We start from the raw sequence: 15,460 nt of genomic DNA on the forward strand, positions 1-15,460 counted from the left end.
GATGACAACTGTTGCTAAAAATGGCTGATACCATATCAGTCTGGAATCCTTTAATTAATGTGGATTTTTTTATGTGTATGATTTATACTATAGTTGTGAGTATAGGAGGGGTATGTCTTGAACGAATTCGAAAAAGATCCGCAGTATAAAGGAAGCGATGTAGTAGACTCCATTAAAGGATTTACCTTTTCATTTCTCTTTTTCTTTATCATTTTTGCGGTAGGTGTAACCATCAGCGTAATTGGTCAATAATGAAAGAGATAAAAGGTCAAAAAGGAAGGGATTACATCTCTTCTTTTTTTGTTGCATGGGAATTTATAGAATTATTATCTTGTGGATAACTAATTATAGAAAAGCAGCCGGGCCCAGCTCCGAGCGTCGAAAAATGGGAGTCGACACGTGAATGCTCTGCGCTTTTGTTCTTTTGCAAATATTCATTTTTCCAGCCCTAAGTTATACTATCTCTATTTTATCACTTTATATTATGGGAAGAAGGTGGAAAAGGTTCCTCCTTCATCTGTGTAAAAAAATTGAATCGCACCATGTTCATCTGTACGGTAAACATGTACTTGATTATCTTCTAAAACCTCCAGCACCTCTGCATTCGGATGATTAAATCGATTATTCCTCCCTGCTGAAATAAGAGCTGTATTCGGCTGAACAGCTTCTATAAATGCTGGTCCAGTGGAGGTTTTACTGCCATGATGGGCGACCTTTAAAATGTCAATGTTTATCCCCGGATAATTACGTATTATTTTTTCTTCTATTTCCTTACTGATATCACCTGTAAATAACCATTTCAAGCCAAGATTTGCATATAATACAATTGAATTATCATTTGAATTTCCAGAATCTATATCAGGTGCTAAAACCTGAAAGGACATAGAATCATTAAAGTTCAGAATATCCCCTGCTTTTACCTGCGTTATATTTAAAACAGGCTGTATCTCCTGAAATTCTTTTAATAGCTCCACATCAAAATAGGGACTTACTATTAATTCATTGACTTTAACCTCTTCTAAAATAAAACGGACACTCCCAAAGTGATCTACATCATCATGTGTAACGATAATTGCATCCAGCTCTTTAATCCCGCGTTGATGGAAATAGGCCCGGATAATATTTTTGTACACTCCTCTCGTCGGTTCCATATCCTCAAAATGAAAAGCAGCTCCGGCATCAATCATAATAACAGCTTCTCTCTTTGCCGCCTCCACCAGCATGGCATCTCCCTGCCCCATATCAAACATCGTTACGATACCCTCCTCCTGAAAATAAGGCTTACCCGCAGTCATTAAAATAGGCAATATAAAAAGAATTCCGGCTATCCATGCCCGTTTCTGCTGTTTGTGTTCTAAGTATTTCATAAACAGCAAAAAACAAGTGAAATAAAAAACAACACTCCATATAGATAATTGATTTAGATAAATAGGGGGAAATAATGTAGTATCTAATGCTTCAATAAAAATCAGAACTTTCTCATGAATGAATGCAAAGCTCCGATCTACAATAGCCAAAAGATTACCAGGAAAAAAATGAATGAGTACAAACGTGTACATAAGTGGAATAACGAAGAAAGTAAAGTATGGAATGACTACTAAATTCATTAAAATTGACAGCGGATGGAAGATATTAAAATAATATATCTGCAGTGGAAGAATTGCCATCTGCGCAACAAAACTTACTTGGAAAATATTCCATACTGGAGATTTTGTTTTGCGGACCCATGCCTGAGACAGGAGAATTGCGAAGGTTACTGAAAACGAAAACTGAAAGCCCACATTATAAATAATATAAGGATCCCAAAGCATAAAAATCATAAAAATGATAGAAAATAAATCCGAATACGGAAGCTTCCACCGATATTTCTGAAGTATGAGCACCACAACCATCATAGAAGCCGCACGAAGCACAGGCGGATTAGCTCCAGCCAATATAGAGTAAACAGGAAGGAAAATTAGTAAGAATAGATGTGTTTTCTCTTTTGTAATTATATTTCCTTTTACAAGAATCAAATATACAAAAGTAATTACTAACGTCACATGTGTCCCAGAGATAGCGATAATGTGCGATAACCCAAACCGTTGAAACAGCTCCGTTACTGATTCCTCTATTCCAGAAGCATCTCCAAAAACAATTGCATTAATCCAGGGAGCACTATAATCACTCCATCTATATTCCATTTTATTCAGCAAATCTGTTCTCAGTTTATATAGTAAAGGGAGTACGCCGCTTTCAGGAGTACAAACAATATGATTAAAATCCTTTAAAACTGCCTGGTGGGTAATTTGTTTTTGCAGGAGGAATTGACGAAAATCAAATTGTGCAGGGTTAGTGCTTGAAGGGGGAATTTCAATACTTTGACGAATTGTACATTGAGATCCGTGAAATAGTGAATGTTTCAGAGGAATATCTCGAAAATCTTCATTTTTATCAGGAAAATAAGTAACCAAAAGATTAGTGGAACTATACGGTGGATTAAGAGTGAATTGTATTTGTTTGGAACTGAGCTTTACCTCACCTTCAATTTTCCCGATAATCTCTGCCTCGACAGAGCTTTCTTCAAAAGCTGCTTGTGGGATTACAGGAATAATATAACTAAAGATGATAAAGCTGAATAAGGTAATTATCCATACATTGATATTAAGTTTTTTCAGAAGCTTCAGCCATAAAAGCCATGCTGCGAAAAGAAGGAGAAGCCATTTTATATCCAGCAATTGATATAAAATGGCGATTACCCCTGCTATAGCAGGGAAATGCCAATAACCTCTCAATGCTTTTTGCCTTCATTAAAAAAAAGTCTGTCTGCATCGGCTTGGATTTCCGCTCTTTCCGATGAGCTCAAGCTTGATGAATCCAACTTTTCCATAAGTTTGTAAACAAAAGCATTCTTTTCCACAAAATTTGTGTCAACCATGGCATCAACTAATGGTACCTTTTGTGTTTTCACACCAGCTTCTTCAAATAACTGGATTGCATATGGATGATTCTTGTAATCTTCTGCATAAAATAAGTTTTTAATTCCACTTTGAATAAGCTGTTTTGTACATTGCAGACATGGAAAATGTGTTACATAGACATCTGCACCGTCCGTAGGTACACCGAATTTCGCACATTGAAGAAGCGCATTAGCTTCTGCATGTACAGTACGTACACAATGGCCGTCAATGACATAGCATCCCTCATCAATACAATGAACATCACCGGAAACACTCCCGTTGTAACCGCCGGCAATAATGCGTTTATCGCGGACAATTGTAGCTCCGACCATTAAGCGGGTACATGTGCTTCTTAGAGCTAACAGTTGACTTTGAGCCATAAAATACTGATCCCAAGCAATTCTCTCCATGATTATTACCTCTTTCTCTCTGTTTTGTATTACAAAAGCTATATGATTCATTTTTTCGCATTCCATACTTGATACTCTTTATGGTACCTGGATATGCTCTATAAGTGTCTCCAGGGTTTTTTTCCCAATACCTGAGATATCTAATAAATCCTCTGCTTTTTGAAACTGTCCATGGTTATCCCGATGAGCAATAATTGCTTCTGCTTTAGCAGGTCCGATTCCTGGCAACTGAGTCAATTCTTCCCTTGTCGCAGAATTTATTTTTACTTTATTATTATTTGTCTGTTCCCCGGCAAGACTATTAGCAGGATCCCCTTCTTGACCTACGGCAGGAATCAGGACAACCATTTCATCCTGCACAATTTGGGCTAAATTCACTTGAAAAATATCTGCATCTTCCGTAAAGCCCTCAGCACGTTCAATAATATCCTGGACACGATCGCCCTCATCAATCTCATATACTCCCGGCCGTACCACTTCTCCTTTTATATCAACCACTGCAACTCGTTCCTTCTCTTCTATGGTTTCTACTGCAAGAGGGGATTCAGCGGAGTCGGCAGGTTCAGAAGAAATTAATGAGGCGGATAGCGGACTGGAGGCTTCTTTCTTATTCATAAACACAAAAAGTACCAAAATAACAACAATAACGATAAAAAGTGGAATATTTTTCTTTAACCAATTCAAGGTATTACCTCCTTCTTTGTCAAAATACTGCTAAATGAATACTTCGACAAAGAAAGTTAATCTCCTTTTCCATGGCAATTACGTTAAAATTCGCTTTTATCGTTTATTTTTCAGCTAAAAAGAAAATTCTCTCTGATCGTTCATTCCAACTATTTGGTTCCAATGAAAAATCAGCGTAAATTTTAATTTTTTCAAAGCCGATTTTTTTTAAAATATTTTTATATACTTCTAATGGAAATGTCCGCTGATGATGTTTTTCTTGAAATCGGATAAAGCGGTCTCCTTCCTCCTGATGGAAAAAGGTTAGCTGATGATACATTTCTCCAACTTCGTCGCCCGGGACACATTCCCAGATATAAGCTGCTTCATCAGCTACATCTGAAAATGTTTGGCCAATATAGACATCCTCCACCGTATAAAGAGAATGAACATCAAAGAAAAACAGTCCATCTGCCTCTAATAACTGATATATATTTTTGAATGCTGTCTCTACATTTTGAAGATCTGTCACATAATTTATTACATCACAACAGCTGATTGCCATATCATATTGCTGTTTGCATCCATCTAATTCTGTAATATCTGCTTCTAACCAGTTGATGCTGCTGACAGATTCTAAATCCTTCTGTGCTTTCTGCAGCATTTCCGAAGACTGATCTACTCCGGTCATCGTATATCCTTCTGCAGCAAGCTTCCTTGTAATAACACCAGTTCCACATCCCAAATCGATAATCGATTGAATCGGCCTGCCTGCCTGAGCTATCATTTGCTGAATTAAGACCACCCAATCATCATATGGGACATTATCCATCAGTTGATCATAAACCTCAGCCATCTTGTGATATACCATTCTCATTAACCTTCTTGGGTAATATTCAGCGCAACACGATCAGCATCGCCCCATAATTTTTCCAAATTATAATAGTGTCTTTCATCCTTATGGAAGACATGACAGACAATATCGCCAATGTCCACTAAAATCCAGCGAGCTTCTTCAAAGCCTTCCATCCTTTTAATATTTTTTCCATTTTCTTCAGCAGTTTCTTTTATTGCACGTGCAATTGCTTGTACTTGCCTTTCGTTGCTCCCATGGCAAATTACAAAATAGTCAGCAACTAAGGATACTTCATGCATATCTAAGGCAACAATATTTTCTGCTCTTTTATCGTCACAGGCCTCTGCAACTACTTGAATTAATTCTTTGCTATTCATTTATTATTCCTCCAAAAACTTGTTGATTTAAATCATTATAAGCATGAAAGCTATCAGGATATACAGTACGATTCTTTTCCATTAAAAAGTGAACAGTATTCCTGGCAGCCTGATAGCATGCTTTTGTTAAATCTGTTTTAGCTGCAGCTCTCACTTCATCTAATCCGGGAAAGCTTCTTCCCGGCTCTATATAATCAGCAAGAAAGATTATTTTATCCAGCATTGTCATATTTGCTCTTCCTGTGGTATGAAAGAAAATCGCATCTTTTATTTCTTGATCCGTAACAGTATATCTTTCTTCTATCTGAACGGATGCAACTGGTCCGTGCCATAACTCATGATGAAAAGAAAGCAGCAAATTTGGCAGCTTGCTATTTGTTTCAATAATTTTTTTCATTTCTTCTAAAGAATCATACTTACAATAATCGTGAAACAAGGCAGCAATTTTTGCTTTTTCTACTGGCCCGTGAAAGGTCTCTGCCAGATTGATTGCTGTATCTGTTACTCTTAATGTATGTTCATATCTTGCTTCAGTCAGCCTTTCTTTCAGATCTGTTTTAAGGTTCTCTATATCCATAAATCTGATTCTCCTTAATATAATTCATTACATCATCAGGAAGCAAATAACGGATAAGCTCGCCGTCTCCCAGCCGATTTCTTATGAAAGTAGAGGAGATGTCTAAAGGATGTATCTCCAGACAATCCACCGGATAAGGTGTTTCCAATGTATAACCGGGTCTGGATACCCCTACAAAGCGAATCATCTTCACTAATTCATCTACCCGGTGCCATTTAGGCAAATATTCTACCATATCTCCACCAATAATAAAGTAAAGGTCATCGTCAGGATAACTTGCAGTTAATTCCTTTACTGTATCAAATGTATACGATTTCCCTTCTCTTTCAAGCTCTAAAGCATTCACATGAAAATGGGGGTTATCTCGTACTGCCAATCGGAGCATTCCTAAACGGTGGGCTGCATCAAGTATCGAGGTGTCTTTATGAGGCGGCGTCCGTGTAGGAATGAACCAAATTTCATCTAATTGATTTCTTATCCTTACTTCTTCGGCAATCCATAAATGCCCTATATGCGGCGGGTTAAATGTTCCGCCTAAAATTCCAATCTTCTTCAAAGACTCACCTTCTGCAATTATTGATTCGTGTTCAAAAAAGTGCCAATGAAAATCCTTGTGATGATTCTTACCTCGGAACCGCTGGCCTTTTTTGAACATCCTCTTTATGGAAGTTTAATTTCTTTGTGATCTGTTGATTCCTTATATAAAATAATCGTGCTGCCGATAACTTGTACCACTTCTGATTCAGTCCCGTTAGAGATTTGCTCAGCAACCACATTTTTATCCTCTGAACAATTCTGAAGGATACTGACCTTTATCAATTCTCTTTTTTCTAAAGCTTCACCAATTTGAGTTATCATATTTTCATTTACACCATCCTTACCAACCTGAAAAATTGGCTTAATATGGTGTGATTCACTGCGCAAAAATTGCTTTTGCTTATTTGTTAGCATCTTATTTCTCTCCTTTTATTTTTGCTATCATTTCTTCGTCCATCCCGTGTACATCTACCTTTTTATTTGTCCAAATTTCAAAGGCCTTCTGTGCTTGATAAAGCAGCATCGTATGACCATAATGAATGCGACCGCCTTTTTCTCCTGCCTGTTTTAAAAACTGTGTGACAAGCGGCTGGTAAACAATATCGCTGACAATGGTTCCTTCTTGTATATTGGACAGATCTATGATTTGTTTTGCCTCATTCATCCCTACAGAGCTGGTTTGAATAATAACATTATAAGCTGCAATATTTTTTTCAGCTTCTTCCAATGTAATCACAGATGCACTGGTTCCATTTGTAATATCTTCACATTTTGATCTGGTCCGGTTTGCAAGCGTCAGATTTTTATACCCTGCCTGTACCAATCCATGGAATATACCTCGTGCAGCACCGCCTGCACCGAGTATTATAATAGGGACATCAATATCTTTATCCATATCAGGAAACTTATCGCGCAATGCCTGTACATAGCCGATGCCGTCTGTATTATATCCAACCCATTTATTTCCCTCTAACGATACTGTATTTACTGCTCCCACGCGTTCCGCAGTAATATCAATTTTATCGAGATAAGGAATAATTGTTTCCTTGTAAGGAACCGTAATATTAAATCCATTAATTTCTGCTTCTCTCAGCTTCTTCATTTCCTCACCAAAGATTTCTTTACTTGGTATTTCATGCAATGTATAAGAACCTTCTACACCGCTTCGTTCTAAAAAAGAGCTCTGGATCCAGGGTGATAGAGAATGCTTGATAGGATAACCAATTAATTTTAATTTCAAACTCAACGAAGCGCCTCCTCTCTCTACTGCTGTACTTCTTTTCATCTAAGCATCTTGCCTGCTTACTGACCTGATAAAAAGGATTTTCTCGTTGTTACGGAGACTCCTTTAGGGCTATGCGCAACAACAGTAGCCCCTTCGCCTTGAATGCTAATCCAGCCAAGGCCCGGGAAGACAATATCTGTTTTTCCCTTTCCCACTTTAAAGCTGTGTGCTGTCATTGGAGGAAATTTATCCAGCTGCTCACTGTACGGAGGAGATAACAGTTCCCCAACATGCTTTTCATATAATTCATCCGCATTCTCCAACTTTGTCCGGTGAATCGTTAAATCATTAGAGAAATAACAAATAAATGATTGCTTTCCTCCTTTGATAAAGTCCAATCTGACCAAGCCGCCAACATATAACGTCTGCTGCTCATTTAGTTGATAAACTCTTGCTTTAATTTCTTTTTTCGGAGTAATCATTTTTAATTCCTTTTCAGAAACATAATGAGCCATCTGCTGTTTGTTAACAATTCCTGGTGTATCTACTAAAAATGTCTCTGCATCCAGCGGTATTTCAATAAAGCCAAGTGTTGTTCCAGGGAAATAAGAAGTTGTTATTGCGTTCTCTTCTCCTGTTGATTCTTTAATTAAACGATTGATAAAAGTTGATTTACCAACATTCGTGACACCAACAATGAATACATCTTGGCCTGCCCTGTATCTTTCTATTTTCTGCTTAAGCTCATCCATTCCATTCCCTTTTACAGAAGAAATTAAAACTACATCCTGAATTTTAATTCCAAGCTGACTTGCTTCATGACGCAGCCATTGCTTTAATTTATTTTCATTTGTCGATTTCGGCAATAAATCAAGTTTATTTCCAGCTAAAATGATTGGATTATCACCCGTAATTCTTGGTAAATTACTTAATAGTGTACCGTTCACATCAAAAATATCAATAATATGAACAACTAATCCATCCCGGTCCCGAATTGAACTGACCATTTTCAAAAAGTCTGCATCTGTAATTGACACATCCTGGATCTCATTATAATGCTTCAATCGAAAACATCTTTTACATAAAATAACATCTTTCTCTAACGCGCTGACAGGCGCATAGCCCGGCTCATCCGGATACTCTGTCTGAATAACGCTTCCGCATCCTTGACAAATATGTTGCTCCAAACTTATTCCTCCTTATTACTATTACTCTTGGTCTGCATTCTTTTTAAAATTTTCCTTTCAATCATACGGTTAATCTTCGTTATTCTACCATCCGTGTGTACCACAGGAACAACTAATACCGTATAAAATCCGGCTATATTGCCTCCAAGGACATCTGTCAACAATTGGTCCCCGACAACTAAAATTTCTTCTTTTTTCAGACCCATCTGCCTGGCAACTGTTTTAAAAGCCCTGCTCAAAGGCTTTCTGGCACTAAACACAAACGGCGTCCCAAGCGGTTCTGAAAAAACTGTTACACGTTCCTGATTATTATTCGATATAATTGTTACTTTTATATCATTTTCTTCCATTGTTTTAAACCATGAAATGACATCAGGGGTTGCATCCTTTACATCCCACGCAACGAGGGTATTATCCAAATCCGTTATAATACCTTTAATCCCTTTCTTTTTTAACGTTTCTGGTTGCAGGTCAAAAATTTGATCAATTTGTTCATCCGGTAAAAATTTTGAAAACATATACACACCTCAAGATTTCCGATTAGTTAACATTATACTTCTTGCATACTATACTTTTTATGTAAAGAAACTTCACTAAAAAAAATACTGTTTTTGCTTATCTCAAGAAAATTCAAGATAAAGCAATTTTATGCTACATCACATTATACCTAATCCTGCAACAACTGACTAGCGTTTCAAATAATTAATCTTTCTAGAGTGACGTTCACTCAATCGACATCGATATCCAAATTTTTCTTCTATTTCTATGGGGAACTATGCAGACTCCTTATGAAAAATGCTTCTATTCTTTAAAAATCGTTCGACAAATTCCGATTCCTTTCGATTTTGTGGATAACTTTATCAACATAAGAATGTACGAATAACAATCTTGAAAGAGGTTACCCACTTCCTTATACACAACTTATCTACAACTATATGTAGATAAGTTAGAGCTTGTTAACACAAGATATACATGTTAAATTATTAATATCTTAAATATTTGCTTACAAATCGAGGAGGTTGTATTGTGGAAACATTATCGGACGAACTATTACTAGAATCTTATTATACAGCAGTTGCACTAAACCTAAGTCCTGATTTTCTTTCTTTATTTGAAGAAGAAATCCATAAAAGATCTCTAACTCATAAAATCAAAGAATCTGTATAATTTTGTCTTGTTTACAAATCTTCAATTTTAAAATTGAAGTTTTTTTTTGCCTTTTTCCCCTTGTTCCTTCCTATTTAAAATAAAGATTTCAACCTTTAGCAACCGCATTCTTTTTGTATGCATCCTTCTTCTTAATAAGTTATAATCAAATATAGTACTCTATTTTTGTGTGTGCAAAATATCGTAAAGAGATGGAGAATGCTAAAAAAGCATAGTATTCCTTTGAATTATCATACCGATTACTTTTAAGTAAGAGGCTATACAAAAGCCCGATAAAATGACATGACAGGAAAAGAAGTTTCTACTTAAAACCGTCTACATCGCGCGGGTAACACAGAAGCCATTACATATGTTTTCGATAAAGTGAATAATCGTAACGCCACGATGCAGCTGCATCAGCTGACATTGTCCTCTTTACTGGTTTTTGAACATGCACTACAGTGTAATTCATCCTTATTCTTATATTAAAAGATAAAATGAAACTTCATTCGTTAGGGGTTTTCTTTTCATCTCCCATGGTTTCCAAGGACCAAAGGCTAATTCTACAGCATGGTGAGACTACTGGGACTGGAGCTAAGATTACTTGCACCATCAAAAAGCGTTGTCTCAGGCGCCTTTGTGACCTATATCTTGAAGGCCTGATTCAACCGGACCGTTACTGGCTGCCTGATTCCTACATGGAATTTTTGATTCTCTATCTGTTGTTGAAGTGGGAGTCGTACAGCCAGTTACACTGTGATAAATTTTATTTTTTGCACAAGAAATGAAAAAAGTACTTTTAACTGAAGGAATATTGAAAGTATTCTTTCAGTTAAAAAGGAATTTTTCGGCATTATTGTAAAAGGAGGAATTATTGTTGACTTTATTACACTGGGCTGTTTTATCACCTTTTATTGCAGCCATACTTATTCCATTTTTATATAAGTATTTAAAAAGAATACATACTGGCTGGTTTGTTTTAATTCTGCCTCTGGCACTATTTATTTATTTCCTATCATTTATACCTGAAACATCCTCTGGAAACGTGGTCTTAAATAATCTGGATTGGGTACCTTCGCTAGGTATAAATTTCAATGTGTACATTGATGGTTTAAGCTTACTTTTTGCATTATTGATTACTGGTATTGGGACATTGGTAGTCCTTTATTCTATCTACTATCTGTCCAAGCAAAAAGAAAAGCTGAACAATTTCTATGTTTATCTATTAATGTTTATGGGTGCTATGCTGGGTGTTGTTCTTTCCGATAATTTAATTGTTATTTATGTTTTCTGGGAAGTAACAAGTATCGCTTCTTCTTTATTAATCAGCTACTGGTATACAAGAGAAAAATCTATTTATGGTGCTCAAAAGTCGATGTATATTACCGTTTTCGGCGGATTATCCATGCTTGCCGGTTTTTCTCTGCTTTACGTTATTGCAGGCACATTCAGCATTAGAGAGCTAATTGCAAATGCTGACCTTATCATGGCAAGCAGTTTATTTATTCCGGCAATGATTCTTGTCTTATTAGGAGCGTTCACCAAGTCTGCTCAATTTCCGTTCCATATCTGGCTCCCAGATGCAATGGAAGCACCGACACCCGTCAGTGCCTATCTTCACTCTGCAACCATGGTTAAAGCAGGAATTTACCTTGTCGCCAGATTAACGGGGGTTTTTGGCGGCGCACCAGAGTGGTTTTGGATTATTACCATTGCTGGATTAATCACATTGATTTGGGGCTCTATTTCAGCAGTACGCCAGAAAGATTTAAAAGGAATACTGGCCTATTCAACTGTAAGCCAGCTTGGTTTAATCATGAGTCTGCTCGGGGCTGGTTCTGCTGCGTTCTATTTTCAAGATGGAGACAGTCCTTTATACATGACGGCCATCTTAGCAGCAGTATTTCATTTAATTAACCATGCAACCTTTAAAGGAAGCTTATTTATGGCGGCAGGAATTATCGATCATGAGACAGGAACGAGAGATATCCGCAAACTGGGCGGATTAATGACTATTATGCCTGTAACAGCAACTATTTCTCTGATTGGTTTGGCTTCTATGGCAGGTCTTCCTCCATTTAATGGATTCTTAAGTAAAGAACTATTTTTAACAGGTATGTTGAGCGTTACGGGATATGGTATTTTCAACTTAGAAGCAATCGGATTTATCATTCCTATCATTGCTTTCATTGCCAGTGTATTTACTTTCTTATATTGCATTCTCATGTTTTATAAGACGTTTATGGGTAAATTCGACATAAGTAAATTGAAAGTAAAGCATGTTCATGAAGCACCAATTGGTATGCTGATTAGTCCTATTATATTAGCTGTTCTTGTTGTTTTATTCGGGCTCTTCCCTAACCTGTTAGCATACTCTATTATTGAGCCAGCTATGGCAGCTATCGCTCCCGGGATACTTTCTCCCGGAGAATTTTTTGATGTACACATTACGCACTGGCACGGCTTTTCAGCAGAACTCTTTATGACACTTGGCATTATTGTTTTAGGTGTTCTCTTATTTATAACATTTAGAAAATGGGAAAACACTGCATTTTACCGCGGGGAACAGGATCTATTCAACTATGCCTATGATTATGGATATGATGGTTTAATTAAGGGCTCACAGTGGCTTACCCGGATTCAGATGACCGGCAGATTAAGAGATTACTTCATCTATATGTGCACGTTTATTATGTTAATAATGGGTTATACGATGTACCGATATAATCTGCCGTTAATTCAAAATCTTGATTTATCACCAATACCTGTTTACACATGGTTTGTTATTTTAGTATTTCTTGGCTCTATTTTAACAATTCCATTTCTAAATAATCGGATAGCGATTATTATAACAACTGGCGTCAGCGGTTTTCTTGTAGCTCTTCTATTTGTATTATTCAGAGCTCCTGATTTAGCATTGACGCAACTGCTTATCGAAACAGTATCGGTCGTATTATTTATGCTTGTCTTTTATCATTTGCCAAAGCTGAAAAAGATGAAGACACCACCAAAAATGAAAACGATCAAGTTAATTATTTCTATCGGTTTTGGACTAATGATTACACTAGGATCCTTATCAGCGTTTTCAATGGGACAAGAGGCAAATTATGAATCTATTTCTGAGTATTATACAGAGAATTCAAAGGAAAAAGCTGGCGGATATAATATCGTAAACGTTATTTTAGTCGATTTTCGTGGTCTGGATACTATGCTTGAGGTACTGGTTGTATCTTTAGCTGTATTGACTGTTGTCAGCTTAATTCGATTACGTTTTAAAGGCGGTGAGGATGTATGATGAAAAAGCCTAATAATATGATGCTGCAGACATTAGCAAGGTTGATTATACTCGTCGTCCTCTCCTTCTCTATTTATTTAATGCTGGCAGGGCATAACAGCCCTGGAGGAGGGTTTATCGGAGGGTTGATGACTGCGAGTGCGATTCTTATTTTATACCTTTCATTTGGCTTAAATCCGATTAAAAAGGTAATCCGTTTTGATTACATCAAAATCATAGGAATTGGATTGCTTTTACCCGGCATAACTGGTTTGGTTTCTATTTTCTTCGGATTTTCTTATCTGAAACAATTTTTTAGATATTTTCACATACCATTAATTGGTGAAGTAGAATTGACCACAGCACTGCCTTTTGACTTGGGAGTATACTTTGTCGTGCTTGCCAGTGCATTAACAATTATTTTAACAATCGCGGAGGATGATAAATAATGGAACTATTAATGTCAATTGTAATAGGGATTATTTTCAGTGTCAGTATTTACCTGTTCATGTCCAAAAATCTGCTCCGCGTTGCAGTAGCCACTTTATTGCTCTCTCATGGAGTGCATCTTTTATTAGTAACGATGTCTGGCTTACAACGTGGTGCATCACCAATCTTAAGCTTTGATGCAGAAGCTTATACAGATCCGCTGCCACACGCACTTGTATTGACAGCAATTGTTATCAGCTTTGCTGTAACTGCATTATTGTTAGTAATGTCTTACCGCACCTATAAAGTGCATAAAACAGATGATTTAGAAGATTTGAGAGGTTCTGCCGATGAATAATATCATAATTTTACCGGTTATTATTCCCTTTATAATCGGTGCTATACTTATACTATTATATAAAAGGCACTCCATGCAGCGTGTCATAAGCGGAATAACTATGTTTGTATTATTGGCACTTTCCGTATTTTTAGCAATCTATGTCTACCAGCATGGAACAATCGTTTTGGAGGTCGGTGACTGGAAAGCTCCATTTGGGATTGTTATTGTAGCAGATCTCTTTTCAACACTGATGCTGCTTTTATCTACCCTGGTGGGAACAGTTTGTTTGTTCTTTGCTTTTCAGACTGTATCTCAGGACAGAGAGAAGCAATTTTTCTACCCGCTTTACCTTTTCTTAATGATCGGAGTAAACGGATCTTTTTTAACAGGCGATTTATTTAACCTGTTTGTATTCTTCGAAGTTATGCTGATATCGTCTTATGGGTTAATTGTCCATGGTGGGACGGGCTATCAATTAAGAGAATCATTTAAATATGTTATTATTAACATTTTTGCATCTGCTCTTTTTATCGTGGGGATAGCCTGGGTATACTCCATTACCGGAACCATGAATATGGCACATATGGCACAGCGTGTTTCAGAGCTTGATCAAACAGGAGCACTTAACATTGTAGCGATTATATTCTTTATCGTTTTTGCTTGTAAAGGAGCTTTATTCCCATTATATTTCTGGTTACCGAGGTCTTATTATGGCCCTCCTGCAGCAATAGCCGCTCTATTTGGTGGTCTTTTGACAAAAGTTGGTATTTATGCGATTATCCGCACATTTACTCTTATTTTTAACCATGATGTTTCCTTTACGCATAAGGGGCTTATTGTTACCATTGCTGGTTTTACGATGCTGTTAGGAGTTCTTGGAGCTGTATCGCAATTTGATTTCAAACGGATTCTCTCCTACCATATCATCAGTCAGGTCGGCTATATGGTGATGGGGCTTGGTATTTTCACACCATTAGCTGTTGCCGGCGCCATTTATTATATTGCGCATCACATGATTGTAAAAACAGCACTTTTCTTATTTGCCGGCGCCACACAGAAAATTACAGGAACAACTGACTTAAAGAAAATGGGAGGCTTACTTGGAACACATCCCTGGCTAGCATGGCTATTCTTTATTACTGCCATTTCCTTAGCAGGTATTCCGCCACTAAGCGGATTCTTTAGTAAATTTCCAATTATATTAGCCGGTTTTGAGGAACAGCAATATGTTATTTCTGCTGTTGCTCTCCTGGTCGGACTGCTTACATTATTTTCTATGATGAAAATATTCAGTTATGCCTTTTGGGGCAAACAGAAACATACAGAGGAACAAGCAAAGATTCCAGTAGGAAAATTGTTACTGCCTATCTTACCGCTTGTTGCACTGACAATTATTCTAGGTTTTGCAGCGGAACCGATTTTCACGTATTCGATGGAAGTTGCAGAAGAGATTATGAATCCTACAAATTATATTGAATCTGTGCTTAAGGAGTAGTTGCT

At 37.0% G+C, this 15,460-nt stretch carries 17 protein-coding genes; 6 read left to right on the forward strand and 11 right to left on the reverse strand.

Features of this window, described 5'->3' with window-relative positions:
• Nucleotides 1–117 precede the first annotated feature (117 nt).
• The gene (locus MKY30_RS20585) at nt 118–252 is read left to right on the forward strand and encodes a YqzM family protein (protein WP_040980284.1); all 135 of its coding nucleotides are present in this window, start codon (nt 118–120) and stop codon (nt 250–252) included.
• Between the two features lie 230 nt (nt 253–482).
• On the opposite strand, the gene MKY30_RS20590 is transcribed toward MKY30_RS20585, so the two are convergent.
• From MKY30_RS20590 to MKY30_RS20640, 11 genes are all read right to left on the reverse strand, one after another.
• Nucleotides 483–2,774 carry a DNA internalization-related competence protein ComEC/Rec2 gene (locus tag MKY30_RS20590; protein ID WP_156986105.1) on the reverse strand — a complete coding sequence of 764 codons (2,292 nt, stop codon included), beginning with the start codon at nt 2,772–2,774 and terminating at the stop codon, nt 483–485.
• The gene (locus tag MKY30_RS20595; RefSeq protein ID WP_147209469.1) at nt 2,771–3,349 is read right to left on the reverse strand and encodes a ComE operon protein 2; all 579 of its coding nucleotides are present in this window, start codon (nt 3,347–3,349) and stop codon (nt 2,771–2,773) included. Before MKY30_RS20595 ends, MKY30_RS20590 begins: the two co-directional genes overlap by 4 nt.
• Nucleotides 3,350–3,427: 78 nt before the next feature.
• Nucleotides 3,428–4,033 carry a helix-hairpin-helix domain-containing protein gene (locus tag MKY30_RS20600; RefSeq protein ID WP_156986104.1) on the reverse strand — a complete coding sequence of 202 codons (606 nt, stop codon included), beginning with the start codon at nt 4,031–4,033 and terminating at the stop codon, nt 3,428–3,430.
• A gap of 103 nt (nt 4,034–4,136) precedes the next feature.
• Nucleotides 4,137–4,883 (reverse strand): class I SAM-dependent DNA methyltransferase, encoded by a 747-nt coding sequence (locus MKY30_RS20605; RefSeq protein ID WP_147209470.1) that lies wholly within the window; start codon nt 4,881–4,883, stop codon nt 4,137–4,139.
• A gap of 5 nt (nt 4,884–4,888) precedes the next feature.
• Nucleotides 4,889–5,245: a ribosome silencing factor gene (rsfS, locus tag MKY30_RS20610; RefSeq protein WP_147209471.1), complete on the reverse strand. Its 357-nt coding sequence runs from the start codon at nt 5,243–5,245 to the stop codon at nt 4,889–4,891.
• On the reverse strand, nt 5,238–5,822 hold the full coding sequence (gene yqeK, locus MKY30_RS20615) for a bis(5'-nucleosyl)-tetraphosphatase (symmetrical) YqeK (RefSeq protein ID WP_147209472.1): 585 nt from the start codon (nt 5,820–5,822) through the stop codon (nt 5,238–5,240). The genes rsfS and yqeK overlap by 8 nt, the downstream gene beginning before the upstream one ends.
• Nucleotides 5,803–6,378, reverse strand: coding sequence for a nicotinate-nucleotide adenylyltransferase (locus MKY30_RS20620; RefSeq protein ID WP_147209473.1), 576 nt, complete (start codon nt 6,376–6,378; stop codon nt 5,803–5,805). The genes yqeK and MKY30_RS20620 overlap by 20 nt, the downstream gene beginning before the upstream one ends.
• A gap of 104 nt (nt 6,379–6,482) precedes the next feature.
• Complete coding sequence (gene yhbY / locus MKY30_RS20625; protein WP_147209474.1) at nt 6,483–6,773, reverse strand: ribosome assembly RNA-binding protein YhbY; 291 nt, start codon at nt 6,771–6,773, stop codon at nt 6,483–6,485.
• A 1-nt stretch (nt 6,774) separates the two neighbouring features.
• Nucleotides 6,775–7,605, reverse strand: coding sequence for a shikimate dehydrogenase (gene aroE, locus MKY30_RS20630; RefSeq protein WP_156986103.1), 831 nt, complete (start codon nt 7,603–7,605; stop codon nt 6,775–6,777).
• Nucleotides 7,606–7,661: 56 nt separating this feature from the next.
• Entirely contained in the window at nt 7,662–8,771 is a 1,110-nt protein-coding gene (gene yqeH, locus MKY30_RS20635) for a ribosome biogenesis GTPase YqeH (protein ID WP_156986102.1), read from the reverse strand.
• A 2-nt stretch (nt 8,772–8,773) separates the two neighbouring features.
• On the reverse strand, nt 8,774–9,289 hold the full coding sequence (locus MKY30_RS20640) for a YqeG family HAD IIIA-type phosphatase (protein WP_147209477.1): 516 nt from the start codon (nt 9,287–9,289) through the stop codon (nt 8,774–8,776).
• A 508-nt stretch (nt 9,290–9,797) separates the two neighbouring features.
• On the opposite strand from MKY30_RS20640, the gene MKY30_RS20645 reads away from it, so the two are divergent.
• The 5 genes from MKY30_RS20645 to MKY30_RS20665 all read left to right on the forward strand — a co-directional run bounded on the left by MKY30_RS20645 (nt 9,798) and on the right by MKY30_RS20665 (nt 15,455).
• On the forward strand, nt 9,798–9,938 hold the full coding sequence (locus MKY30_RS20645) for a sporulation histidine kinase inhibitor Sda (RefSeq protein ID WP_077601248.1): 141 nt from the start codon (nt 9,798–9,800) through the stop codon (nt 9,936–9,938).
• 856 nt (nt 9,939–10,794) lie between these two features.
• Nucleotides 10,795–13,212, forward strand: coding sequence for a Na+/H+ antiporter subunit A (locus MKY30_RS20650; protein ID WP_341085234.1), 2,418 nt, complete (start codon nt 10,795–10,797; stop codon nt 13,210–13,212).
• Entirely contained in the window at nt 13,212–13,640 is a 429-nt protein-coding gene (locus MKY30_RS20655; RefSeq protein ID WP_156986130.1) for a Na(+)/H(+) antiporter subunit B, read from the forward strand. The genes MKY30_RS20650 and MKY30_RS20655 overlap by 1 nt, the downstream gene beginning before the upstream one ends.
• On the forward strand, nt 13,640–13,978 hold the full coding sequence (locus MKY30_RS20660) for a Na(+)/H(+) antiporter subunit C (RefSeq protein WP_147209479.1): 339 nt from the start codon (nt 13,640–13,642) through the stop codon (nt 13,976–13,978). Before MKY30_RS20655 ends, MKY30_RS20660 begins: the two co-directional genes overlap by 1 nt.
• Complete coding sequence (locus MKY30_RS20665; protein ID WP_147209480.1) at nt 13,971–15,455, forward strand: Na+/H+ antiporter subunit D; 1,485 nt, start codon at nt 13,971–13,973, stop codon at nt 15,453–15,455. The genes MKY30_RS20660 and MKY30_RS20665 overlap by 8 nt, the downstream gene beginning before the upstream one ends.
• The last annotated feature ends 5 nt before the right edge of the window (nt 15,456–15,460 follow it).

The sequence above is a fragment of the Oceanobacillus sp. FSL W8-0428 genome, from assembly GCF_038004405.1.
GTDB lineage: Bacteria > Bacillota > Bacilli > Bacillales > Amphibacillaceae > Oceanobacillus > Oceanobacillus sojae.

Coding starts and splice junctions, on each gene's coding strand:
- MKY30_RS20595 (WP_147209469.1), bottom strand. CDS start 3,349: ATGGAGAGAATTGCTTGGGATCAGTATTTTATGGCTCAAAGTCAACTG.
- MKY30_RS20605 (WP_147209470.1), bottom strand. CDS start 4,883: ATGGTATATCACAAGATGGCTGAGGTTTATGATCAACTGATGGATAAT.
- rsfS (WP_147209471.1), bottom strand. CDS start 5,245: ATGAATAGCAAAGAATTAATTCAAGTAGTTGCAGAGGCCTGTGACGAT.
- yqeK (WP_147209472.1), bottom strand. CDS start 5,822: ATGGATATAGAGAACCTTAAAACAGATCTGAAAGAAAGGCTGACTGAA.
- yhbY (WP_147209474.1), bottom strand. CDS start 6,773: ATGCTAACAAATAAGCAAAAGCAATTTTTGCGCAGTGAATCACACCAT.
- MKY30_RS20640 (WP_147209477.1), bottom strand. CDS start 9,289: ATGTTTTCAAAATTTTTACCGGATGAACAAATTGATCAAATTTTTGAC.
- MKY30_RS20655 (WP_156986130.1), top strand. CDS start 13,212: ATGAAAAAGCCTAATAATATGATGCTGCAGACATTAGCAAGGTTGATT.
- MKY30_RS20660 (WP_147209479.1), top strand. CDS start 13,640: ATGGAACTATTAATGTCAATTGTAATAGGGATTATTTTCAGTGTCAGT.
- MKY30_RS20665 (WP_147209480.1), top strand. CDS start 13,971: ATGAATAATATCATAATTTTACCGGTTATTATTCCCTTTATAATCGGT.